The sequence below is a fragment of the Shewanella sp. S1-58-MNA-CIBAN-0166 genome (assembly GCF_040310085.1).
Taxonomy (GTDB): domain Bacteria; phylum Pseudomonadota; class Gammaproteobacteria; order Enterobacterales; family Shewanellaceae; genus Shewanella.
Genome location: NZ_JBEOPN010000008.1, coordinates 107,386 through 132,554, shown reverse-complemented (window position 1 = coordinate 132,554; position 25,169 = coordinate 107,386). Strand labels below are relative to the sequence as shown.

22 protein-coding genes are annotated in these 25,169 nt (G+C 41.8%); all 22 read left to right on the top strand.

Features of this window, described 5'->3' with window-relative positions:
• Positions 1 to 62 precede the first annotated feature (62 nt).
• The 22 genes from AAEY99_RS07310 (at position 63) to AAEY99_RS07205 (ending at position 25,157) form a co-directional block, all read left to right on the top strand.
• On the top strand, positions 63 to 1,295 hold the full coding sequence (locus AAEY99_RS07310) for a FimV/HubP family polar landmark protein (protein WP_351009832.1): 1,233 nt from the start codon (positions 63 to 65) through the stop codon (positions 1,293 to 1,295).
• A gap of 139 nt (positions 1,296 to 1,434) precedes the next feature.
• Positions 1,435 to 1,647 carry a 50S ribosomal protein L31 gene (gene rpmE, locus AAEY99_RS07305; protein ID WP_011639173.1) on the top strand — a complete coding sequence of 71 codons (213 nt, stop codon included), beginning with the start codon at positions 1,435 to 1,437 and terminating at the stop codon, positions 1,645 to 1,647.
• 435 nt (positions 1,648 to 2,082) lie between these two features.
• Positions 2,083 to 3,330 (top strand): malic enzyme-like NAD(P)-binding protein, encoded by a 1,248-nt coding sequence (locus tag AAEY99_RS07300; protein ID WP_101087702.1) that lies wholly within the window; start codon positions 2,083 to 2,085, stop codon positions 3,328 to 3,330.
• A gap of 206 nt (positions 3,331 to 3,536) precedes the next feature.
• Entirely contained in the window at positions 3,537 to 5,447 is a 1,911-nt protein-coding gene (csrD, locus tag AAEY99_RS07295; protein ID WP_351009829.1) for an RNase E specificity factor CsrD, read from the top strand.
• 287 nt (positions 5,448 to 5,734) lie between these two features.
• Positions 5,735 to 6,616, top strand: a complete 882-nt coding sequence (locus AAEY99_RS07290) for a protein-tyrosine phosphatase family protein (protein WP_242445183.1) — start codon at positions 5,735 to 5,737, stop codon at positions 6,614 to 6,616.
• On the top strand, positions 6,613 to 7,233 hold the full coding sequence (locus tag AAEY99_RS07285; RefSeq protein WP_101087699.1) for a PilN family protein: 621 nt from the start codon (positions 6,613 to 6,615) through the stop codon (positions 7,231 to 7,233). The genes AAEY99_RS07290 and AAEY99_RS07285 overlap by 4 nt, the downstream gene beginning before the upstream one ends.
• Positions 7,230 to 7,886 carry an MSHA biogenesis protein MshJ gene (locus AAEY99_RS07280; protein ID WP_101087698.1) on the top strand — a complete coding sequence of 219 codons (657 nt, stop codon included), beginning with the start codon at positions 7,230 to 7,232 and terminating at the stop codon, positions 7,884 to 7,886. The genes AAEY99_RS07285 and AAEY99_RS07280 overlap by 4 nt, the downstream gene beginning before the upstream one ends.
• Positions 7,867 to 8,193 carry an MSHA biogenesis protein MshK gene (locus AAEY99_RS07275; protein WP_502959497.1) on the top strand — a complete coding sequence of 109 codons (327 nt, stop codon included), beginning with the start codon at positions 7,867 to 7,869 and terminating at the stop codon, positions 8,191 to 8,193. The genes AAEY99_RS07280 and AAEY99_RS07275 overlap by 20 nt, the downstream gene beginning before the upstream one ends.
• 13 nt (positions 8,194 to 8,206) lie before the next feature.
• Positions 8,207 to 9,883 carry a pilus (MSHA type) biogenesis protein MshL gene (gene mshL, locus AAEY99_RS07270; protein WP_351009827.1) on the top strand — a complete coding sequence of 559 codons (1,677 nt, stop codon included), beginning with the start codon at positions 8,207 to 8,209 and terminating at the stop codon, positions 9,881 to 9,883.
• 69 nt (positions 9,884 to 9,952) lie between these two features.
• The gene (locus tag AAEY99_RS07265) at positions 9,953 to 10,897 is read left to right on the top strand and encodes an ExeA family protein (RefSeq protein ID WP_335692184.1); all 945 of its coding nucleotides are present in this window, start codon (positions 9,953 to 9,955) and stop codon (positions 10,895 to 10,897) included.
• Positions 10,894 to 12,189: a tetratricopeptide repeat protein gene (locus tag AAEY99_RS07260; protein ID WP_351009825.1), complete on the top strand. Its 1,296-nt coding sequence runs from the start codon at positions 10,894 to 10,896 to the stop codon at positions 12,187 to 12,189. The genes AAEY99_RS07265 and AAEY99_RS07260 overlap by 4 nt, the downstream gene beginning before the upstream one ends.
• Complete coding sequence (locus AAEY99_RS07255) at positions 12,186 to 13,946, top strand: GspE/PulE family protein (protein WP_101087693.1); 1,761 nt, start codon at positions 12,186 to 12,188, stop codon at positions 13,944 to 13,946. Before AAEY99_RS07260 ends, AAEY99_RS07255 begins: the two co-directional genes overlap by 4 nt.
• A gap of 2 nt (positions 13,947 to 13,948) precedes the next feature.
• Entirely contained in the window at positions 13,949 to 15,163 is a 1,215-nt protein-coding gene (locus tag AAEY99_RS07250; protein ID WP_182744106.1) for a type II secretion system F family protein, read from the top strand.
• 56 nt (positions 15,164 to 15,219) lie between these two features.
• The gene (locus tag AAEY99_RS07245) at positions 15,220 to 15,798 is read left to right on the top strand and encodes a hypothetical protein (protein WP_350978985.1); all 579 of its coding nucleotides are present in this window, start codon (positions 15,220 to 15,222) and stop codon (positions 15,796 to 15,798) included.
• Positions 15,799 to 15,907: 109 nt separating this feature from the next.
• The gene (locus tag AAEY99_RS07240) at positions 15,908 to 16,513 is read left to right on the top strand and encodes a pilin (protein ID WP_335692187.1); all 606 of its coding nucleotides are present in this window, start codon (positions 15,908 to 15,910) and stop codon (positions 16,511 to 16,513) included.
• Positions 16,514 to 16,578: 65 nt separating this feature from the next.
• On the top strand, positions 16,579 to 17,073 hold the full coding sequence (locus AAEY99_RS07235) for a type II secretion system protein (RefSeq protein WP_351009822.1): 495 nt from the start codon (positions 16,579 to 16,581) through the stop codon (positions 17,071 to 17,073).
• A 201-nt stretch (positions 17,074 to 17,274) separates the two neighbouring features.
• Positions 17,275 to 17,787, top strand: coding sequence for a prepilin-type N-terminal cleavage/methylation domain-containing protein (locus AAEY99_RS07230; RefSeq protein ID WP_351009845.1), 513 nt, complete (start codon positions 17,275 to 17,277; stop codon positions 17,785 to 17,787).
• Complete coding sequence (locus tag AAEY99_RS07225) at positions 17,777 to 18,331, top strand: prepilin-type N-terminal cleavage/methylation domain-containing protein (protein ID WP_351009820.1); 555 nt, start codon at positions 17,777 to 17,779, stop codon at positions 18,329 to 18,331. Before AAEY99_RS07230 ends, AAEY99_RS07225 begins: the two co-directional genes overlap by 11 nt.
• The gene (locus AAEY99_RS07220) at positions 18,331 to 19,158 is read left to right on the top strand and encodes a prepilin-type N-terminal cleavage/methylation domain-containing protein (RefSeq protein ID WP_351009817.1); all 828 of its coding nucleotides are present in this window, start codon (positions 18,331 to 18,333) and stop codon (positions 19,156 to 19,158) included. The genes AAEY99_RS07225 and AAEY99_RS07220 overlap by 1 nt, the downstream gene beginning before the upstream one ends.
• Positions 19,148 to 19,603: an MSHA biogenesis protein MshP gene (locus AAEY99_RS07215; RefSeq protein WP_101087685.1), complete on the top strand. Its 456-nt coding sequence runs from the start codon at positions 19,148 to 19,150 to the stop codon at positions 19,601 to 19,603. Before AAEY99_RS07220 ends, AAEY99_RS07215 begins: the two co-directional genes overlap by 11 nt.
• Positions 19,593 to 23,915, top strand: coding sequence for a DUF6701 domain-containing protein (locus AAEY99_RS07210; RefSeq protein WP_351009814.1), 4,323 nt, complete (start codon positions 19,593 to 19,595; stop codon positions 23,913 to 23,915). Before AAEY99_RS07215 ends, AAEY99_RS07210 begins: the two co-directional genes overlap by 11 nt.
• 192 nt (positions 23,916 to 24,107) lie before the next feature.
• On the top strand, positions 24,108 to 25,157 hold the full coding sequence (locus AAEY99_RS07205) for a rod shape-determining protein (RefSeq protein WP_011639153.1): 1,050 nt from the start codon (positions 24,108 to 24,110) through the stop codon (positions 25,155 to 25,157).
• The last annotated feature ends 12 nt before the right edge of the window (positions 25,158 to 25,169 follow it).

Below are 25,169 nucleotides of genomic sequence, written 5' to 3'. Positions count from 1 at the left end.
CATGGTTTTACAGCGTGTTTTACGCTGTGCTGAAGCGGTTTATAATCGAAAGGATTGATTTAATGAAAAGCTTTAAGGTGCTAGCAATATTAGCATTATTGGCGGTTGATAGTATTTCAACTGTGATTGCACAAGTCAGTCATATCAGTATCGATACTATTCCATTTGAAAGCGGACAATCTCCTCAGTTCACCGTGAATGTTATAACCGATCACCATGATTTATCGCGGCTGACATTTTATTTACGCCAAATTTATCAAGATAATATTGTGTTAGAAAAACTTGAGGTTGAACAGCGTGATCGTGATGTCTTTGTATTAAGTGGTACCGAAAAAATCCGCGATAAAGATGCGGCACTCATTGTTTCCGAATACCGTAATGCTAAATGGCTACAATATTCGCCTGTCCCTTTATTCTCTCAAGCCATTGTTCAGAGCCAATACCAGCCAGTAGCAATTAAAACGATGAAGTCAGCTTCGGTATTACCGACTTCAATGCTTACGCCTATAAGTCGTAAAGCCAGCGTTATACCTCAGGTAGCTACAACGCAAAAAAATCTGAATGATTGCCAGATCAATCAGTTACCGAATGATACGTTATGGAAAATAGCGGTTCGCTATCGTAAGCAATGGAATTCAAACATTTATGGCGCCATGCTTGCGCTTTATCAAACGAATCCCTCTGCATTCTATCAAGATAAAATTAGTCTACTGCAATTAGGCCACTCGTTACGCTGCCCATCAATGGAGACGCTTTCGCGCTATCAAAATGTCGCGGTAGATAGAATCACATTCGACAATTTAGTCGCCAGTCAACGTGGTAAGTCTCAAGGACTATTAGCGCCAACATTACCTGTGCCTGTTCTCGCCACTCAGTCAGTATCAATGAATGGTTCAGTGAATGATATGGACAGTAAAAAATCTGAAAGTAATGCGTTATTGGCCGCTATTCATGAAACGAAAATATCGCCTCAGCCATTGCCAATCAATAATATAGCCAAGTCATCGATACCGACTTATGGGCAAGATAAAACCTGTTTAATGGATAAATTTCCTCAAGACACGTTATGGCGAGTTGCCGATCGTTATTATCGACAATGGCAAATCAGTGTATATGGTGCAATGCTGGCGATTTATGAGGCAAACCCTAATGCGTTTGCCAATGGTAAAATTTACTTATTGATGTCTGATAGCCGTTTACAGTGCCCATCAAGTGAGATGTTAAAGCAACATCAAAATTCATCTAAGGCACAAATTACCTATGAGACTCTAGAGCGCACACATCGACAATCGTAGTATCGCTTAGAAATTCTACTTGTTTGTGTATAAGAGACACTGTATTATCTTGCGCCTAAAACATATTGTTATTAACTGCATGTGGTGCTCAACTTCGGGTTGGGAGAGCGACATGGCCTTCAATTTAAGGTAGCCCAAAATGAAAACAGGTATTCACCCAAATTACGCTGAAATTACTGCAACTTGTACTTGTGGTAACATCATCAAAGTGAACTCAACTGCAGGTAAAAACCTACACTTGGACGTATGTGGTGCATGTCACCCATTCTACACTGGTACTCAGAAAGTTGTTGATACTGGTGGTCGTATTGACAAGTTCAACAAGCGTTTTGGTATGCTTGGTAAAAAGTAATTGCATTGCAATTTACTTGAATAAGGCGCCTTTGGCGCCTTTTTTGTTTTTTATATGGCAACAGCAGTATTGTGCTGTAACGAAAACTAATTTTTTAGTGGTAAACAATACAAAAAAGCACAAACCTCGCTTTATTGTTATTTAGACAAAATAAACTGCAAATATCGACGTCTATATCCGATTGTTATCGTAAATCTTGTTATTTTCCTACATTTTTAACTTATTGATTTATATATATTCATGTTCGATTAGTTATAATTATAAAACATAGCCTCTATTCTGACTCACAACACCTCCTATCACTGAGTTTTTGATGTATATAATCCCTGCATTAGCGTATTGTTATTAAAATTTTAGATGGCCTGCAAGTTCACGGTTAAAGTGAACTATGGATCATACTTTCCTTCATAGATAGCGCATTTCAGGATATATAAAATGTCAGATATTCGTCAACAAGCTCTCGATTATCATGAATTCCCAGTACCAGGTAAAACCGCTGTTTGCCTGACAAAACCGGCTCAATCAAGCCACGATCTAGCGTTGGCCTATAGTCCTGGTGTGGCAGAGCCTGTTAGAGAGATCGCTTCTAATCCTGAAAATGCCTATCGGTATACCAATAAAGGCAATTCGGTTGCGGTTATTACCAACGGGACCGCTATTTTAGGTTTAGGCAATTTAGGACCATTAGCGTCAAAACCGGTTATGGAAGGCAAATCACTTCTGTTTAAACGTTTTGCGAATATTGATTCGATTGATATTGAAGTGAAACACCGCACAACTGAAGACTTTATTAATACTGTCGAATCTATTGCTGATACCTTTGGCGGGATTAATTTAGAAGATATCAAGGCGCCTGAATGTTTTGAAATTGAACAAGAACTGATTAAACGATGCAATATTCCGGTATTTCATGACGACCAACACGGCACTGCTATTGTTACTGCAGCAGGCATGTTGAATGCTCTGGAAATTCAAGGTAAAAAAATTGATGATGCAATATTTGTTTGTTTAGGTGCCGGTGCTGCTGCGATTGCGTGTATGACTATGATCGTTAAATGTGGCGCATTGCGTGAAAATGTTTATATGCTAGACAGGCAAGGGGTGATTCATACGCGCCGTGAAGATCTCAATGAATATAAAGCGTTATTTGCCAACAATACCGATAAACGCACCCTACAAGATGTGATTAAAGATGCCGATGTATTTTTAGGGTTGTCGGGTGCAAATTTATTGGCTGCCGATGATATTGCGTTAATGGCACCTAACCCGGTGATCTTTGCCTGTTCAAATCCTGATCCTGAAATTAAGCCTGAATTAGCTCATAATATCCGTAAAGACTTAATTATGGGTACTGGTCGTAGTGACTATCCAAATCAAGTGAACAATGTATTGTGCTTCCCGTTTATTTTTCGAGGCGCACTCGATGTTCGCGCGGCGGTCATTAACGACGAAATGAAGCTGGCTGCTGTATATGCTATTGCTAACCTCGCTAAAGAGCCTGTGCCAGCCGAGGTGTTAGCGGCCTATCCTAACGTGTCATCATTGAGTTTTGGTTCGCAATATGTGTTGCCTAAACCTATGGACCCAAGATTACTGCCGCTGGTAGCTCGCGCAGTATCGCAAGCGGCTATCGATTCAGGGGTGGCAAAAATCACCACATTACCGACTGAATACAAAGTGTAGAAAGCAAGCATACCTAATCAGGTTTCTTCATCCGAACAGGGATAATAAACCTGCTGCCGTTAATAAAAGGGGCTTTTGCCCCTTTTATTAACGGCCTAAGATAAGCGTGATTAAAAACGATTAGTGAAGTTGTAGAGCACAATCGTTATACTGGATAACATTGGAGTCATTAATAAAATAAATAAATCCAGCAGGATAGCGGATAAATGAAACTCACCAAGATCCTTACTAAAAAATTAACCAGTTTTTGGCTGCTTTCATTAGCTGCGGTGGCTTTTGTATTTTTACTGTGTGCGGTGATGGGCTTTACCCAATTGACCTACACTTTTCAGCAACAAAAAGTCGCCGAGTTAGAAACCATGTTAGCCGACGATTATCAACAATACGGTAGTCGTCAATTTTCTACCTGGTTACCCCCTCTATTGACCGCTTATAAAGCGGTTGAATTCTCTCTGTCGCAAGACAACCAATTAGTTTATCAATTTCATCGTGATCAAGCCGGTATCGTTAAAAGTAGTTTAACGCTCTATAAGAGCGAATTAAGCCATGGCCAATTATCCATGACATTAATTATGCCGCCGCCATTTTCTTTACATGATCTTGGCTGGCACGAGCTTATTATTCTGGTTATTGGTTTTATCAGCATCGGAATTTTTGTCCGTTTTGGTTATGGATGGTACTCCAGAGAGCTAGATGGCATTGAACAACTTGCTCAACGAAGTAAACTCATTTTAGAAGGACATTTAAAGCAAGCTGCCGATATGCCGACAAATGGCAAACCACGGATGATCAATCGTGCGATCAGCAAATTGCTGGCCGAGTTGGATGATGCTCATAAAGAACGTGGCCGCTTAGATCAATTTATTCGTAAAGACACTTTTCTTGATAAACAAACTCAGATTGGCAACCCGATATTCTTTCAAAATCGTCTCGACGGATTAAGCCATAATCAGAAAATGGTTGCTCATGGTGTATTAATGTTAATTGAGTTTGATGATGTTGACTTAGTGGAAGACCAATACGGTGAAAGCGGCGTTAAGGCAATGCTGTCATTAACAACGGAAGCCATTACAGCCGCACTCGTTCAATACGAGGACAGTATTTTTGCTCGCCGCAGTTACTCACAATTAGTCATCATAGTGCCACAATTATCACTGGCAGAAGCCGACCAGTTAGCGCAACGAATACTCAAAACCTGCCTTGCATTACCTTTTTATGGCATTGGTAATCCCGATAACTTTTTACACTTAGGCTGTGCTTTTTTTAACGCTGGCGATTTACAAGTTCAGCTTATTGAAGAAGCCGAAATGGCACTTCGAGCTGCGCAACTGCAACGTGTTAATAACTGGTTTATGTACGATAAAGGCGCGTTAGATGAGGAAATCGCTAAAGGGTCTGTGCGTTGGCGTAGTTTTATTGAAAATGCATTGGTGTCCAAACGATTTTTTACCTTACAGCAAGCTATTATTGATAGTGATAATCAAATTATGCACTATGAAATATTCAGCCGCGCCCGTGATTTAAAAGGTAATGATGTTCGCGCGACATTGTTCATTCCCATGGCTAACAAGTGTGGATTAATGCCACAGGTTGAGAGGCAAGTGCTGGAACAAGTGCTCTTCAGGTTAATGTCTGATAATGAGTCAACTTACAGCATTAACTTAAGCCTTGATAGTTTGACCAGTAGGGCATTTGTTCGTTGGTTACAATCTACATTATTAGAGCATCGTCCTTTAGCTGCGCGACTTATTTTTGAAGTTTCTGAAGATATTATTGTCAAAAATCAGAAAAATACTTTGGTAGTTAAAACTCTCGATATGTTGAGAAAGATGGGTGCAAAATTGGCGGTAGATAATGTTGGCCAATCAGTTGTGGGTACTCATTATATCCAGGAGTATCACTTTGATTTAGTGAAATTACATCGGTCTATCGTGCGCCGAGTAGATCAACGCTCAGAAAATCAATTATTTATACGTAGTCTCATTGGTGGCCTTTATAGAGCCGAAGTGAAAGTGATTGCAGAGGGCGTTGAATGTTTAGAAGAATGGCAAACGTTAAAAATTCTTGGTGTGAGTGCAGCCCAAGGCGATTTTTTGGGGCAAAGATCTGAAGTTTAAGTCATATAATGCTATGTTTGTTTAAGTTAGATCTTGTTTATCAATAGATTGCACTCTATGTTCAATCTATATGCGCTATATTAATGAGCAGTTATAGCGTTAACGTATCAGTAACAAAGCTTCATCGTTTTAGATTTGAGCAATAATACTGAGAAACGACAATACAGCGTAATCGAATCATGTTGATGTTATATGCTTGTACATTGGCTTAAAAATGTCATTTTTACTGATATATTTATCATCAGTAATCTTAAATAATTAATATGTTAGCGAATATGGGCCACGCAATGGACAATGGTTTTTTGAGTAAACTAGCCTTTTGGCAGACATCGCAATTGATGGGTAATGTAGGTGTATTTATCGCCGGAAATTCCCTGTGGGTATGTAAGCCACAGCAAGGTCAATCAGCGCCTGTTATCAGCCAGTTTTTAGTACAAAAAAACAATTGGTCTCAAGCCTTTGAAGCATTAAAGAGTCAGTTTGGCCGAGTTCGGGTGCAATTAGTGCTGTCGCAGCAGTATTATCAATTATTACAAGTTGAAAAACCCAATGTTGAGCCTAGTGAAGTGACTCAAGCGTTGATTTGGTCTGTTAAAGACATGGTGTCCGAGCCCGTTACGAATATTCATTTAGATTATTTCGAATCCAGTTTTATTGCCAGTTCAAAAGTGAATGTGGTGGTCAGTAGTCGTCAATTTTTAATGCAATTGGCCAGTGCTTGTGATGCCAATGGATTAGATATTGTTGGGATCAGTATTGAGGAATTGGCATTAAGCCATGTCTTAGCACACGATAATATGGCACATATGTTAGTCGCTCACTTGCCGCAGCAAGAATTGTTGTTGTTAGTTGTTAAAGCGGGTGAAGTGTTAATGCAGCGTCGCGTTAGAGGATTTAACCACCTAGATAAAGCGACTTTAGAAGAATTAAAGCAAGGCTTAGCCGATAACCTCAGTTTAGAAATTCAACGTTCTATGGATTATTTTGAAAGCCAATTACGTCAAGCTCCAGTTGGGTCAATTAGTATTTTGGTTGAAGGTGATAGTTCATCATTGGCCAATCTCGTTAGTGCTAACTTTAATCAAAAAGTGGTCGCGGTTACTCACGATGGCGTATCGAATTTACTCGCGCAGTTAGCGTTGCAAGAATTAGCTCGAGGTGAAGTGTGATAAAAACCAGTGTTAATTTATATACCACAGATTTGTTGCCGAAAAAGCAAAGGCTAACCTTTGCAAGAATGATGCTGGCATTGGCTTTTTTCACCGGAGGTTGCGCTGTACTTTATGTTGTAGGGTTGTGGCATACCGATGAGTTGCAAAAGTTAAATCAACAGGCAAGCAGCACAAAAAGTCGATTAACTGACCAAAAGACACAACTAGAACAACAAATTGCTTTACGTAAACCTAATGCCGATTTGGTAGCAAAGGTTGAACTTGAGCAACAACGTTTAGATCTTAAAAAACTACTAAAAGATGAACTAAGTCAGCGCAAGACCATGATAAGTCAAGGTTACTCGCCAATGTTGACCGACTTGGCTGCTGTGGCTGATAGCAATGTGTGGTTGAGTCATATTACTATTGAGCAACAAAACACTAGCGCTCAGCGAATTGAGTTTGAAGGTTATGGTCGTAATCCTCAAAGTATTCCATTGTGGATAGACAAATTAAAAACCACTTCAACGTTAAAGGGTTATGCATTTTCAGCGATGACAATGGATCGCGGTGAAGCACAGCCGTTGGCGTTTAAATTGATAAGCCAGCCCGTTGCTAAGGAGTTTGCACAATGAAGCAACAATGGCTGGTGTGGTCGTCAAAATTTAATGAGCTAAGTCCACGAGAGCGGATATTGATTACGTTAGCCTTATTCGTTGTCATTGGGATGTTGCTGTTTATGCCATTAGAGTCATTGTGGAAGCAACAGCAAAGTGTTCAGAATCAGCTAAAGGGACTCGAACAAGAAAATTCGATTTCATTACAACAAGTGGCGCTTTATGAAGAGCGTTTACAGCTCGATCCCAATCAAGATTATCAACAACGATTACAGTTGATTACTGAGCAAATGCAATTGATTGATGCTGACCTCAGCAACCAAATGGTTGATATGGTTCCCGCGGATTATATGCCGACAGTATTAGCCAACTTGCTGGGTAATGTGAAAGGTGTCTCGCTCATGTCGTTTGCCTCTATTGCGCCCAAAGCCTTATTGCAAGTGGGTGATGGTAGTAAAGTTAATCTTTACAGCCATGGTATTAAGTTGACGTTACAAGGCGATTACTTTTCTATTTTAGCGTTTATTAAAGCGGTGGAAAGTATGCCCGATAAATTGTATTGGAAGCGTTTAGATTACCGTGTTGAATCTCATCCCGATGCGTTAGTTGAATTAGAACTTTACACACTTAGTGTGAATAAGGACTTTATCAGTGTTGCGAAACAAGATTAATGCTATGGCGTATGCATCCAGCCTAATGATGCTATTAATGTCGGCTGCTAACGCCCAAACATTACGAGATCCAACCTTACCGGGGCAGGGCTTTATTGCTGTGCAAGCTAAAGCAGATAATCAATCTTTGGTGTTAAACAGTATTGTTAACGGCCAGAATACTTATGCGGTTATTAATAATATTATTCTTTCGGTAGGTGATGCTATTAGTGGCAGTGGATTACGAGTATCAAAGATTAACAAGGACTATGTTACCTTGTCAGATGGAAGAAAACTTCAACTATTTCAGTCGATAACAGAGCGATAGGATAAGAATAAAAATGAATGTGATTAGATATGTTACTCCTCTGATGTCGCTGTGCTTAGTTGCTTGCCAAACGACAGATAGGCCCGACCCACAAACAGCGAAAGCGGCCTTGAATGAGTCAAGGCAACAAGCTGAGGCGAGTCAAGCCATTACGCCTCCTCCAGCGGCAATGCCTGAAGATGTTCAGCGTGAGCTTAATGGTAATAATGTGTTGAGCCAATCAGCAAGAGCATTGCCCGCCGAGCGTCGTTTTGATGTATCAGCCAATGAAGTTGACGCCAGAGTTTTTTTCCCCAGCTTAGTAAAAGACACCCCATTGAGTGTCGCGGTACATCCAGATGTACAAGGTAAAATTTCATTATCTTTAAAAGCGGTAACCTTGTCAGAAGCCATTCAAGTTGTTGAAGACATTTATGGTTACGAAGTGAATCGAGAAGGTCGTATTTTACGTGTGTTTCCGTCGGGTATGCGAACCGAAACTTTCCCTTTGAATTATATCTACATGCAACGTGAAGGGTTGTCATTAACCTCCGTCAGCTCAGGACGGATTTCAGACCAAAATAATAATTCAAGTAATGGCAGTAACAATAGTAATAGCAACAGCAGTAACAGTAGTAATAGTTCAAATAGTAACAGTAGCAATGGAAATTCGAACAGCAGTGACAATACCAATGGTACGTTTATTCGTTCAACGACCAAGACCGATTTTTGGGGTGAATTACAAGCCACATTAATGTCAATAATGGGTGAAACAGGTGGCGGGCGACAGGTTGTGGTAACCCCTCAAGCAGGGCTTGTTACCGTTCGAGCTTTCCCTGATGAGTTACGTCAAATTCGAAGTTTCTTACAAATAGCCGAAAGCCATCTACAGCGCCAAGTGATTTTGGAAGCGAAAATTATTGAAGTGACCTTATCCGATGGTTACCAGCAAGGTATTCAGTGGGAAAATGTCTTAGGTCATGCTGGCAGTACCAATGTTGATTTCAGTACCTCAGCAGGACAAGGGTTAAGTAATGCGATTACGTCTGCAATTGGCGGTGTAACCTCGATTAATTTCACCGGAAGTGATTTCAGTACCATTATTAACTTGTTAGATACCCAAGGTGATGTTGATGTACTTTCAAGCCCTCGTGTTACCGCTTCTAATAATCAAAAAGCGGTTATTAAAGTCGGCAATGACGAATACTTTGTCACCGATGTATCCTCAACGACCGTAGCGGGTGCCACTCCGGTAACGACGCCGCAGGTTGAGCTGACGCCATTTTTCTCAGGCATTGCCTTAGATGTAACCCCGCAGATTGATGAATATGGCAACGTAATATTGCATGTCCATCCTTCGGTGATTGACGTGACCTCACAAACCAAAGAAATTAAAATCAGTGATTCAACCTTAGAATTACCGTTAGCACAAAGTGAGATCCGTGAATCGGATACCGTTATCCGCGCCGCTTCTGGTGATGTAGTGGTGATTGGTGGCTTGATGAAGAGCGAAAATATTGAAACAGTGTCTAAAGTACCTTTATTAGGTGATATTCCTTTTCTGGGCGAAGCCTTCACCAGTCGCACTAAATCTAAAAAGAAAACTGAATTGATTATTATGTTGAAGCCAACGGTTGTGGGTGGTGACACATGGAAGGATGAATTAAAGCGTTCGCAAGATTTAATCGAACGTTGGTACCCTTCTAAATAGCGACCGTTGACGGTAGAGAATTGACGATTAAAAATAGCGGTTGAAATTGATAAGGGATAGCCAGTAATTATGTATTTGCAGCACTTTGGCTTAAGTCAATTGCCCTTTACGCTTACCCCAAATACGAGTTTCTTTTTTGGGTTGTCGCCGCATGTGGAAGCGTTGCAAGTGCTGCAAACCGCATTACAGACAGGTGAAGGTTTTATTAAAGTCACTGGTGAAGTGGGTACCGGTAAAACCTTAGTGTGTCGTAAGCTGTTGAATGACTTACCGACTCAATATCATTGCGCTTACTTACCTAACCCCTATTTGAATCCTAAAGAATTACGTTTGGCCGTAGCGGGCGAACTCGGTTTAGCGTTACCGAACAAATTAGATCAACAACAATTGACAAGGCTTATCCATGAGCGCTTGTTAGCGTTAAATCATCAGGGCTTTCACGTGGTGTTAGTGTTAGATGAAGCGCAATCATTACCGGATGACAGTATTGAGGCGTTAAGATTATTTACTAATTTAGAGACCGAAAGTCGTAAATTATTGCAAGTGGTGTTGTTTGGCCAACCAGAATTAGATGAGCGTTTAGCTCAACCCAAGTTTAGACAATTACGACAACGCATTACCTTTAGTTATGACTTACGTCCATTAACATGGGATGAGATACAAGCTTATATTGGTTACCGACTTGCTATAGCGGGTTATCAAGGACCTGAATTGTTTAATACCGCGGATATTAAACGCATTGCCAAAGCTGCTCGAGGTATCCCGCGTTTAGTGAATATATTGGCGCATAAGAGCTTATTGCTATGTTATGGCCAAGGTAAAAAAAAGGTGACATCTCGCCATTGTCTAGCTGCGATAACGGATACAGAAGATATTAATTTACAACATAAAGTAGGGTTTTCCCGTGTCAGCATGCTGATAATTATGTTGCTTGTAACAGTGATGGTGGTTATTGGGTTGAATGGTGATAATTGTTGTGGTGAATGGATGACACAAATAAGCGAGATTAAATGAGTGTGATTATCAAGATGCTGAAAGATTTAGAGCAGCGTCAGCAACCAGGAACAGACAAACCACCAGTGCAACCTGCGGGTGAATTTTTGCGTCCTCAAATTCAGTATCAATCAGTTGCTAAATCTCGCTCACCATTTATTAGCCTTATTGTTGTTGCCATACTCCTGATCCCTACATTGTGGTTTGGTGTATCTATGTATCGCCAAGCCAATATTCAAATGGTCAATGAGCCAACAGCTATCAATACATCGGTTACCGAAGATATTCAGTCATCGCTGGCGAGTCAGCCACAAGATAATGTCGTTGCTGCTGAACCTAAGCTTGCTCAAATTTCAACTGAAGCACCAACCCAAGCAGCAGCTCAAATATCAACTCAAGCATCTATTCAAGCGAGCCCCCCAGAAATCACTGCTGAGATGATTGAACCAACGGATCGCATATCCGAGCTTGATCCATCCAAAGTGAGCACTGCATCAGCCGTTAATAACGAAAGCGTCAACCAACAAACAGTGCTAGCTTCAACCGTAGACACAGAGAAGCCAAGTGGTTCGGTGGATAATAATTCACAGAATATGGCTTCGCTGATTAATACTGAATCAACTCAAGGCCAAATCGTAGCGCAAACATCTCGCTTCTTACCCGCAGAAGTCCCCGCAGAAGTATCTGCTGCAGCAAAAACTGTTGATATGAGCGTCAATGAAGTGGTGCTTTCCAAGACGCAAATGGCGCAATTGCAATATCGCAAAGCGATGGATGCTGAGCAAGCGCAACGTCTGGACGATGCGGCGGGTTACTATTTAGAAGCCATTATTTTACAACCGAGTTTACATAAAGCCCGTAAGCAATTAGTCGAAATTTATTTTGCGCAAAATAATCCAACGACTGCAATGAGATTACTCGAGAGTGGAATCAGTATGTTTCCACAACAGTGGGAGTTTTATGTGATTTTGTCGCAAATTCAAACTGCAATAAAAGCTTATGATGAAGCGTTAACAACGGTGGCGATGATCCCAGATAGCTCATCGTGGGCTCGTGATAAGTGGATCGCACAAACCGATTTGGCACAAAACTCTAAAAACTTTGTTTTAGCGGAGGAGGCTTACCGAAACTTATTGGTATCTGAGTCAACTCAATCTCGCTGGTGGATGGGGTTAGGTTATGCGCTCGATTCCCAGCAAAAATATCCACAAGCCGCACAAGCTTACCGATCAGCATTAAGCTATGAAGGGTTATCAACTTCAGCTATGACATTTATTGAAAAGCGTTTATATCAGCTAGGAGAAAACCGATGAAGCCTAAGTTAAAGATGCGGTTAGGAGATCTTCTTGTTCAAGAGCTGATTATTACTGACACCCAATTACAGCAAGCATTAGCGGAACAGCGTAATTCAGGTAAAAAGCTCGGCCGCACCTTAATTGATTTGAACAGTATTACTGAAGACCAGTTACTTAAATTTTTATCTCATCAGCTTAATTTACCGTACCTCGATATTAGTCGTCGTCCGATTGCCGATGAAGTGGTGAATATTCTCCCCGAAGTACAAGCGAGGCGTTATCGAGCTTTAGTGGTGGAAAGTCATTCCGACCATGTATTAGTTGCTATGAGCGACCCTGCTGACTTGCAGGCTATTGATAATATTGAAGTGTTAGTTGCCCCTAAGCAGTTAATGATCGCGGTGGCACCAGAGCAACAATTACTCGACGCGTTTGACAACCTTTATCGTCGTACCGGGCAAATTGCTGAAATTGCCGGTAAGCTTGATGAAGAATATGCCGCAGATGACATGTTCGATTTGGCTAATTTGACTCAAAGCGACAGTGATAACGAAACCACCGTGGTGAAGCTATTACAGTCTATTTTTGAAGATGCGGTGCAAATGCGTGCGTCAGATATTCACATTGAGCCTGGCGAGAAAGTGCTGCGGATCCGTCAGCGTATCGATGGCCAATTACATGAAAACCTTCTCAGTGAAGTTAATATCGCCTCTGCTTTAGTATTACGGCTTAAGTTGATGGCTGGACTGGATATTTCAGAAAAACGTATGCCACAAGATGGCCGTTTTCATATGGAAATAAAAGGTCATAAAATCGATGTGCGGATGTCGACCATGCCGATTTATCATGGTGAGTCGGTGGTGATGCGTTTATTGGATCAGACCACAGGTTTACGTACGTTAGATGAAACCGGTATGCCACCGCATATTGTGGCGCGTATTCGTAAACAGATTAAACGCCCCCACGGTATGTTGCTAGTTACAGGGCCAACCGGTAGTGGTAAAACGACCACCTTGTACGGTATTTTAAGTGAGCTGAACACTGCCGATAGAAAGATTATCACCGTAGAAGACCCGGTTGAGTATCAATTACCGCGCATTAACCAAGTACAAGTTAACCACAAGATTGGTTTAGACTTTTCTAACGTACTGCGTACCACGCTTCGCCAAGATCCTGACATTATCATGGTGGGAGAGATGCGTGACCAAGAAACGGTGGAAATTGGCTTACGCGGTGCATTAACCGGTCACTTTGTATTATCGACTTTGCATACAAATGATGCGGTTACCAGTGCATTGCGATTACTCGATATGGGCGCGGCGAGTTATTTGGTTGCTAGTGCGCTGCGGGTCATTATCGCTCAACGTCTTGTTAGGCGCGTTTGTCACAATTGTGCCGTAGATTATCAACCAACCGCAGCTGAACGCAGCTGGCTTGCGAGTGTGACGAAAAAAGATATTAGCAGCGCTACGTTTAAAGTGGGTAGCGGTTGCCAAACCTGTAATGGTTCGGGCTATCGTGGTCGTATCGGTATTTTTGAAATACTCGAGCTCGACGAAAATATGATTGATGCCATGCGAACGGGTAATCCGCAAGATTTTGCCCGTGCAGCGCTGCGCAGTCCTAACTTTATTCCCCTTGCGCATTCTGCGATGGAGTATTTATTCCTTGGCACCACAACACTGGAAGAGGTGTCAAAACTGGTTGAAGACGTTAGTGAGTCGAAAGTGCCGTTGTCGGAAGATATTGTTAGCCAACAAGATATTGGGTTATAACAATGCCACTATATCAATATCGAGGACGTAATTCACAAGGGCAGGCGGTCAGTGCACAGCTTGAGTCTGCTAATGAAAGCGCGGCGGCCGATGCGTTGCTTTCTCGCGGGATCATTCCGCTAGAATTGCGCGAAGTGAAAACTAAGCAATCTTTTTCGATGAGCTTATTTCAAAGCAAGGTGTCGCTGGAAGAGTTACAAATTTTTAGTCGGCAAATGTATTCGTTAACGCGTTCAGGTATTCCTATTTTAAGGGCCATAGCGGGCTTGTCAGAAACAACCCATTCCGATCGAATGAAAAAAGCCTTAGATGATATTTCAGAGCAGCTGACGTCGGGAAGGCCGTTATCTTCGGCAATGAATCAACATCCAGATATATTTGATTCGTTGTTTGTCTCGATGATCCATGTTGGTGAGAATACCGGTAAGCTGGAAGATGCTTTTATCCAGTTGTCTGGTTATATCGAGCGAGAACAAGAAACCCGTCGACGGATTAAAGCCGCAATGCGTTATCCGATGTTTGTCTTGATTGCGATTACTATTGCGATGGTTATTTTGAACATTATGGTGATCCCTAAATTTGCCGATATGTTCTCTCGTTTTGGTGCTGAATTGCCATGGGCGACAAAAATTTTAATTGGCACGTCTAATCTGTTTGTTAATTTTTGGCCTCACATGATTGTGCTATTAATCGGCATCATAGTCGGGATTAGATACTGGCATCACTCTGAAAAGGGCGAGAGGCAATGGGACTTATGGAAGCTGCACATACCTGTTATTGGATCTATTATTGAGCGCTCAACCTTGTCACGTTATTGTCGCTGTTTTTCGATGATGCTCAGTGCAGGCGTTCCGATGACACAGGCATTAAGCTTGGTCGCAGATGCGGTCGATAACGCTTATATGCATGACAAAATTGTGGGTATGCGCCGTGGTATTGAATCTGGTGAGTCAATGCTAAGGGTATCAAATAGCAGCCAATTGTTTACCCCATTAGTATTGCAAATGGTTGCCGTGGGTGAAGAAACCGGTCAAATAGATCAGCTGCTCAATGATGCCGCTGATTTTTATGAAGGTGAGGTGGATTATGATTTAAAAAACCTCACCGCAAAACTCGAACCTATTTTAATCGCATTTGTTGCTGGCATTGTATTGATATTGGCACTGGGTATTTATCTACCTATGTGGGATATGCTGAATGTGGTAAAAGGCGGTTAGCAAAGAATGCAACAAAGAATGCAACAAAGAATGCAAACAGATCATTGGGTATCGAGATGTTGAGCCAGCAAAAAGCGGATGGCGATCTGCTTAAAGTCTATGGGCGAGTTATTGCGATTGTGGTGGTGTTAACGCTGCTGGCTATTTTTGGCGGACGTTATGTCAATACTACCTCAAACATAGGTGGGCGTGGTTTAGAGTTTGAACATAATCGTTTTTTGAATGTCTTAGCTATGGTGCGTAGTCAGTGGTTAGCTTCTGGCCGACCTCATAAAATGCAGTTGTCCTGGCATCATATGGCATCGAATGTGACATCAAGTAAGATTAGCGATGACAATACAGTATCAAAAGATGCTCCGAGTAAGATGGATGCTATTAATACTGATGTTGATTTGGTTGGCACCGATAATTGGATTGCTATGTCTAATCAAGGTTGGCCAACCATTGACACTAATGATGTCCAAGGTTGTGAACAACTGTGGGGGCATTTATTGGCAACTAATGTTCAAGAGTTAAATATTACGGTAGATTATCAGCCTGATGAGAACATTTGCCGCTACTATTCAGGCAATACAGCCAGTTTAAGTTATCAGCTACAAACCGGTAGAGTTATTTTTTTAATGAGCGATGGATAAAGTTTGTACCATTAGTGTTAAATTTTAAATAAGCTGCTAATATTAGTGAAGTTATAGCTTAATCAGTATTATTTCCTGTTGTAGGCGCTATAGATAAGAGTGAGTTATTATGAAATTGAAACAACAAGGTTTTTCATTGATCGAGTTGGTTATTGTTATTGTCATCCTCGGTTTATTAGCCGCTACAGCGATCCCACGTTTTTTAAATGTGACCGATGATGCTGAAGACGCCAGCGTTGATGGTGTTGCTGGTGGTTTAGCCACAGCAGTGAGTTTTGTTCGCGCACAATGGGAAGTTGATGGTCGTCGTAACAACAATGTTATTTTAGATGGTACTAGTGTATCACTCGATACACGTTTTGGTTTTCCAACTGGCACAACCAATACTGATGTTACCTCAATGACCAACGAAACATGTCAGGAAGTATTTGATTCAGTTTTACAAAATGCTCCTAGAAATGTACTGTTCAATCAGGATGCTCGTAATCATCGTTATACCGTAAGAATGCAAAATGGTGTTGGCGGTTCATCTACCAGTATTGATGGCCAAACGGTTACTGGTCTTGATTTGTGTGTTTATCACCAAGTGGCTACTTTAGCGCTAAATCAAACGTCGGGTGTAGCAGATCCTGCGCCTGATTTAGACACTGTTGGTGCTAACGGTGTAACATATAATGCAGGTACGGGTCAGGTCGTATCTTTTACAAACAACTAATTTGATTTACCACTGTTCGCAGTAATGTTGGTTTACCCATTTATTTTCTATAGAGGTTATTTAATATGCAAAAACAACAAGGTTTTACATTAATCGAATTAGTGGTTGTGATCATTATTCTAGGTATTTTAGCGGTTACGGCAGCGCCGAAGTTTATCAACTTGCAAGGTGATGCACGTGTTTCTGCATTACAAGGACTAAAAGGCGCCATTCAAGGTGCAAACACTTTAGTTTATTCAAAAGCGGCTTTAGCTGGTGAAGAAGGTAAAGCTAAAGGTGCTCCATCTTCTGTTACACTTGCAACTGGAGTTACTGCTATAACGCAATATGGCTATTTACAAGCAACTGCCGCGCAGTTGGCATTGGCTTTAGATGTGAAATTTGATCTTGCAGCAGCCGCCACGACAGGCACAAATGATTGGATTCTTACTGAAAGTGCAGGTAAAGCTGTAATATATCAACGTGGTGCACCAACCACCTGTACTTTGACATATACAGAAGCAACAAGTGCAGCTGTTATTCCTGATTATGTAGTTATTACTGATACCTCTGAGTGCTAATATAACCGTCAGTTAAAACCTGCTGCGGCAGGTTTTTTTTTGAGTTTTTGTTAAAAATAAGATACAGAACCAGCGATAGTATATTTAAGGAAATGTATTGTTGGATGCAAAATAAGCAGATAAAATCATCCATTTTTGCCATACTAAACCCGTTAGCATAAGTCTATGACATTATTACGGTTTAGCTTTTTAGATGTCGAAATGTTCATCGAGCCAAATGAGGGCGTCACTACAGTGAGTCAACAACGCAACATTCAGCTTGGGTTTACCTTGGTTGAGTTAGTTACCACCATGATTGTGATTGCTATTATTGCCGTCGCGGTGTTGCCGCGTTTGATGTCTGATTCATCTTTTAGTGCCTACAGTTTACGCAGTGAATTTATCAGTGAGTTACGCCAGGTCCAACTTAAAGCCATTCAAAATACCGATCAGTGTTATCAAATTGATGTGACATCAAGCGGTTATACGTTACGCCATTTTAGCGGAAGAGCCGCTAGCTTATGTACAAACCAAGTACGTATAGAGCAACAACAAACCTTCAGCGGCAATGCTCATGTCGCCTTAACCAGTAATGCTAGCCAAGTGTTTTCGATTACCTTCGACAGCTTAGGTCGCATGTTATCTCCGGTTTGTTCTGGCCATTGCTTTAATGTGGTGGCAGATGAAACCTTAGCCATTGCGGTAGAGTCAGAGGGGTATATTTATGCTCCGTAACATTCAATTTCATCGTTTATCACAATCTACTCGTGGTTTTACTTTAATCGAACTTGTTATTGGCATGATGGTGATCGGCATTGCGATAGTGATGCTCACCAGTATGCTTTTTCCCCAGGCGGATAGAGCAGCATCAACATTACAAAGAGTGCGTTCGGCAGAATTAGCTCATTCGGTAATGAATGAAATTTGGGGTAAGCGATATGATCAAAATACTAATCCCAATGGCGGAGTACCAGCGTGTAATGCACCGACTGGTGAAGTTTGTTCTTATACTTTATCAGCCGATGGTACTCCATTTCTGGGGCCTGACGGTGAAAGCCGAGACACGTTCAACGACGTTGATGATTATAATGGTTTGGATGAAGACGATAACATGCTCGACTCAAGCCAAACTTATGTCCAAGCCTATCCTCGCTATCAGTTGCACGTCACTGTGGCATATCTCGACTCAGCAACGAAAGCGCAAAAATTAATTACAGTAGCGGTGACAACGCCTGCCAATGAAGTGATCACTTACCAAGCGGTAAGGAGTAACTACTAATGCCTTTACGACGAGGATTGAAAGCTGCAGGCTTTACCTTAATTGAAATGGTGACGGTCATTTTAATCTTAGGGATTATTATTGTTGGGATTAGTAGTTTTGTGATTTTTGGTACTCGTATTTTTGTTGAATCAAGTGCGGTAGATCAAGTGCTCAGTCAAAGCCGTTTTGGTATCGAGCGGATGACCCGAGATATTCGCCGTGCAGTGCCCAATAGTATGCGGGTACTTACCGCAACCGATGGCAGTTATCAGTGTTTGGAGTTACTGCCTATTAGCTCCAGCACATCGTATCTTGAAGCACCGTTTGTGCCTCAAATTGCGCAAAATACCATAACCGCGATTAAAAGTATTCGTCCCATTAATGCTGCTCAGTCAGTGTTAATTTATCCTTTAACCAATAGCGAAATTTATAATCCTCAAGCGACTACCGCCAAACGATTTATTGTGCAGAGTGTGGCTGAAATAAGCGATCAACTCACCATTACATTAACTCAAAGTGTGCGTTTTACTGAGGCCTCACCGTTAAAACGCTTGTTTGTTGCCGATAGCCCATTAAGCTACTGTTTTGTTAATACAGCTAGCAATGTTGATCTGCGCCTGTACCAAAACTATGGTTATAAGGTCAATCAGCCTGCACCAGCTGCAATGGGCAATGGCGTATTGATGGCACAAAATATCACTAATACCTTAGCGGTTAATCCCGCGGTGATCTTGACTCCATCGACACTGGTGACTAATGCTATAGTGCATTTGCAGCCACTATTTAGCGTCAATGGTGAAACATTTCAATATCAACATCAAGTACAGGTGATGAATGTTCCCTAAGCTGAAATTAACCCAACATTCTCAACAAGGTAGCGCACTAATTATTGGTGTATTTGTGCTAACGGTGATGTTTTTACTTGCCGCGAGTTTAATTCGTATTGTCGGTGATGCAGATGAATCTGTAAATATGGAAGTGTGGGGCACTCGAGCTTTATTTAGCGCTAATAGTGGCGCCGATGCAGCGCTGGCTGAGTTATTTCCGGTTGGTGGCACTGTGGCAACTTGTACTAGTGTTAGCTCTACATGGACACCGCCAAATAACGCCGTTGGATTCCATAATTGTAGTGTCACCATTAGTTGTAATACCGCTAGCGTTGGCAGTGTTGTTCAATATCGAATTAATAGTTTAGCGGTATGCGAAACAGCTAACTGTGTAGGAAACTCAAACAGTTCAACATGTTTGCGAGTCAGTCGCCAAGTGGAGGTAGAAGCCCGTGCGCAATAATCTTGGTTTTATTTTATTGGCTTGTTGGCTGTTATTACCTTGGCAGGTTTTTGCAGCGCCACAATGCGACAGCATATTTACCGACCCCGCTTCAGGTAACCATTCTCCTTTTGGGTTAGTGTTACCGTCAGGTATTTTAGCCTCTCCATTATCAGATTTAAACTGCAGCTCAACGACCTGTGACAGAGATGGTGGTAATCAATTCCTGCCTGGAGACTATGATTACGATAATGGTAACTTTGGCAATAAAGCAGTTATTTCAACCACGGGCACCACAGCGCGTTTATATTTTAATAACTTAAATTTGAACAACGCCAATATCAATTTAGACGAGGCCCCAGAAAACCTGATTATTTATGTGGCAGGTTCGTTAAGCATTTCTGGCAACACTAATATTAATGCAATCGTGTATGTGGCGGGTTCTGTTTCTATGTCGGGCAATAGTAGCATTTCTGGCGCACTTGGGGCTGGTGGCGCCTTGACTCTTTCTGGTAACAGTAGCGTTGATTTTAAACCCATTAGTAATACAAATTTTAATGGTATGTGCGATATGACTGCTGCGACATTTCATATCCAATATGGTAAATCTACTGTGTCTGGTAACGACTCAACATATGTAAAATTTGACGCGGCATTTCCCGCCGACGTCATCCCCTTAATTTTTTTAATGCCAACCACCGAAGAAAGTGACAGTGATGGCCCGGCATCGGTATTTATTGATAGTGTTTCTGAGCAAGGTTTTACTTGGTCACAACAAGAACCTGAATCACCCGATAACCCTTATGTGAAATCGACTGAAATGCCTGAAGTGCATTGGATAGCGGTAACAGCTGGTGCCTATGATTTACCTAACAATACAAAGTTAATCGCAGGTTCAGTTGACTACGATAAGGCTTTAATTGGTTCGAACTCCCCTTATACGTCAGTTACTTTACCCCTAGACAACAAAGTTGTATTAAACCAAATTCAAACTCAAAATAATAATTGTTGGTTTACTAGCACATCAACATCCAGCGGTTCAGAGCTACAACTCGCGTTAGATACCTCTGAGGTTTATAGCAGTGGGCAATGCCAACCTGGTAATTTGAACAACAATCCAATACAAAATGAAACCATTGGCTATTTAGTATTGGAATCAGGCAACGGCACTATGACCTTAAATGGTGTCGACACTAATTATCACTTTGGTCAAGCACAAACGTTTACTGATAGTGGTACTAAAGATGTAAGTGAGCAATGTCGTTATACCACGCCTTTAATTGGTTTTAAGGGAGCCCCTATATTAGTCGCGGGTAAAAATAGCCGTTTAGGTGGCGATGGCGGCTGGCTTCGACGTTGTCAGTTGACTAACGATAAAGTGAGTATGGTTGTTGATGAAGATACTTTTAGCGATAGCGACCGCAAACATCGTTGGGAGCATTACAGTTTTGTGGCTTTTGAGAAAAAAGTAGACACCTTAATTTGTTTTCGTGACGAATTTACGCGTTCTGATATTGGTGATGATTGGGCGCTCAAGGTCTTAGGTTCTTCATTGCCGCCTACAATAGTGGAAGGGCGTCTGCGTTTTACCTCTGCTAGCGGTAATCAAGCGACATCCAGTACTTATCAGCGATTATTCCCTGCTGCGAATAATTTAGTTGAGCTGGAGTTTGATTATTATGCTTGGTCGGACAAAAGTGGGACGGGTGCTGATGGCATTGCCGTTATTTTGTCTGATGCAAGCATTACCCCTCAACCTGGCAGCTTTGGTGGTGCTTTGGGATATGCCCAGCGTAATAATGGCACTCCAGGTTTTGCTGGTGGTTGGTTGGGTATAGCATTGGATGAATACGGTAACTTTTCTAGCCCCAACGAAGGTAAAAATGGCGGTCCCGGGTTTAGGCGGCAAGCCGTGGCAATTCGTGGTTCTGCAGCAACAAGTTATCGGTATTTAATCGGTACTAGTGCTGATATTAGTCCTAAAATTGACGTTCGAAGTACATCCAGTGCTCAGCCTAATCATAAATATAAAATCATTATTGACTCAAGAGTGTCGGGGAAGGCCATGGTGTCAGTGCTGCGAGATACCACGAATAATGGCATCACGGATAATTACGAAACGTTAATAGCTCCTTTTGATGCATTAAGTTTCTCAGGGCAAGCTCCTGTCCCTAAAGATTTTTACCTATCAATTACAGGATCCACGGGTGGTTCCAATAATAATCATGAGATGGATAACTTTAAGGTTTGTGCCCTTAAATCCAATCCGGTCGGTCAACAAATTCATCATTTTGAGTTTGACTATACGAGCTCGCCATTTACCTGTAAGGCCGAAACTATGACGGTCAGAGCCTGTAAAAATGCGGTATGTAATTTATTTACTGAGCCTGTAGAGGCTAATCTATCGCTTGCTCCTAATTCAAATGGCGCTTGGTATGTTGACGGTAATAAAACCAATGTAGTGAAATTTGAAAATGGCAGTACAACGGTCGCTTTACGCAACAATGTGACTACGCCAACCACTATTGGGGTGACATCTTCCGTTCCTTTAACCATAGCAGGCAGTAATACCCTGTGCCGCAGTGGTTCGGGCGAGTTAAATACAGCAAGCTGTACTTTAAGTTTTGCAAGCAGCGGGTTTATTTTTGCTGTGCCGGATAAGTTGGCTAATAAACCAACCGAGAAAATTACTATTAGTGCAGTGAAAACCTCAGATATCACTCAACAGTGTGTACCTCTGTTTTCTAAAATGACTAAAAATGTCGACTTTTGGAGCTCTTATATCACCCCAAATACACCAATTAATGGCCAGTCATCGACTGTAAATAATACCGTGGTAGGTAAACAGAGTAGCACTGCAACTACGCTTGCGTTGGCATTCGATGCAGAAGGAAAAGCAGATATTATTGTTAACTATCCAGATGCCGGAAAAATACAGTTAGATGCAAAGTATACTGGCACAGGCGATGAGCAGGGGTTGATCATGTTAGGTTCAGATCAGTTTGTTAGTTTCCCTGTGGGCTTATGCGTTATGCCTGAAGATAATAATGCTAAGTGCTCTGCAGGAGATAGTAGCTGTAATCGATACAAAAAAGCCGGCGAGTCATTTAACGTAGTTATTCAAGGTAAAGCCTGGGAGTCTGACGTTGATATTGATTACTGCGATAACATCAATACGCCAAATTATGCCCATAACGAGGTAACATTAGGCCATCAATTAGTTGCCCCATCTGGCGGCGTACTAGGAGAGGTGGGAGCAGAAAAATATAATCATGTCGCCCAAACCACTAATAGTAATACCGTATCTCAGTCGGTAACCGAAGTGGGCGTCTTTAGCTTTACCGCTAATCCACCGAGTAGCTATTTAGGGTCGAGTTTTTATGACATTCCATTAGCCGCATCTCCTAATATAGGTCGTTTTATACCAGACCGATTTTTAGTCAGCAGTTCAAGTGTATTGCCATCTTGCGGTAGCTTTACCTACATGGATCAACCGTTTGGTTTGACATTAACATTAAGTGCCTTGAATACCGGTACTTACGTAACCCAAAATTATCAAGGAGCCTTTGCTAAAGGTAGTGCAAACCTTGTGGGTGAAAACATCAATAATGGTGTAGATTTGAGTGGTAGATTAAGTGCTTTACCAATAAATGCTGGTTCTTGGGCTTTAGGTGAAGCAAACGTCGGATTATCTTATCAAGCAAATTTTCGTCGTACCGTGGCACCGGCTGTGGATGGACCATTTAGTCAGTTAGCTCTTGGCGTACAAGCATTTGATAATGATGGAGCTGTGTCGTTTATTGCCTCACCTGATATGCGTGCAGACAGCAGTGCTATTTGCGCTGACAGTAACACCTGCAATGCGAAACAATTGTCGACTCAAGATTTTCGTCATGGCAGAGTGGTGATGGATAATACCTATGGCCCTGAAAATGAAATTTTACGCATGCCAACGTATGCTCAATATTGGAATGGTAGCGGCTGGATAACTAACGTCAATGATAGCTGTACTCGAGTAGTCGATCTACTTGATGGTAGCGAAATATACGACCCATTATTAACCTCTGGTGAAACCGTTACCCGTAGTGATGGCAACAGTGCCGTGAACGTTACGATGAACAATGGCCAACTCCCCTTATTATGGCAAAACACGGGTTCTGTCGCATATCGAGGTCAAGTGACCGCACCGTTACAAGTCGAGGATTGGCTTAAGTGGTATTGGAATTGGGACCAAGTAAGTCCGACTCAGCTCTATGAGCCAAGAGCAAGTGCGTACTTTGGTCGCTACCGAGGCCATGATAAGATCATTTATTGGCGTGAGGTTAGTCAATGATCCGAATAAAAAAGCATCTCTTTTACGCTTTTTAGGATTAAATTTGACCGATTAGCATTTTTTTAGATACTTTTACAAAAAAAAACGTCAGATTAGCAATTGTTAACCTGTTCGGTCTTGTAGAATGGGGGTGTCATTGATAAAGTTAGCTGATTTTTCTTCTTCTGATTTCACAGAATACAGGCCTGATACATGTTCAAAAAGCTGCGCGGCATTTTTTCTAACGACCTATCCATCGATTTAGGTACGGCAAATACTCTTATTTATGTTCGCGATGAAGGCATCGTGTTGAACGAACCCTCAGTGGTTGCCATTCGCGGCGAACGCAATAGCAATGGACCAAAGTCAGTTGCTGCAGTCGGTAGAGAGGCAAAACAAATGCTAGGCAGAACGCCTGGTAATATTCAAGCTATTCGTCCAATGAAAGACGGCGTAATTGCCGATTTTTATGTTACCGAAAAAATGCTTCAGCACTTTATCAAACAAGTGCACAACAACAGTTTCTTCCGTCCTAGTCCTCGCGTACTCGTGTGTGTTCCGGTAGGCGCGACTCAAGTTGAACGCCGTGCTATTCGCGAATCAGCGATGGGCGCTGGTGCTCGTGAAGTTTATCTAATCGAAGAGCCAATGGCTGCTGCGATTGGTGCGGGTTTACCAGTATCTGAAGCGACCGGTTCTATGGTTGTCGATATTGGTGGTGGTACGACCGAAGTGGCGATTATTTCATTGAATGGCGTGGTGTATTCTTCATCAGTGCGTATCGGTGGAGATAAGTTTGACGATGCCATTATCAATTATGTTCGCCGTAACTACGGTAGTTTAATTGGTGAAGCAACAGCTGAGCGTATTAAACATACTATTGGTACCGCATACCCTGGTGACGAAGTACTTGAAATTGAAGTGCGCGGTCGTAACCTTGCTGAAGGTGTACCAAGAAGTTTCACCTTAAACAGCAATGAAATCTTAGAAGCATTACAAGAGCCATTATCTGGCATTGTGAGCGCGGTAATGGTTGCCCTTGAGCAATCACCACCGGAGCTAGCGTCAGATATTTCTGAGCGCGGCATGGTATTAACTGGCGGTGGTGCATTACTTCGTGACCTAGACCGTTTATTAATGCAAGAAACCGGTATTCCAGTTATGGTCGCAGACGATCCACTGACCTGTGTTGCTCGTGGTGGTGGTAAAGCTCTTGAAATGATTGATATGCACGGTGGTGATTTGTTCTCTGAAGAGAACTAATTATCAACTGCT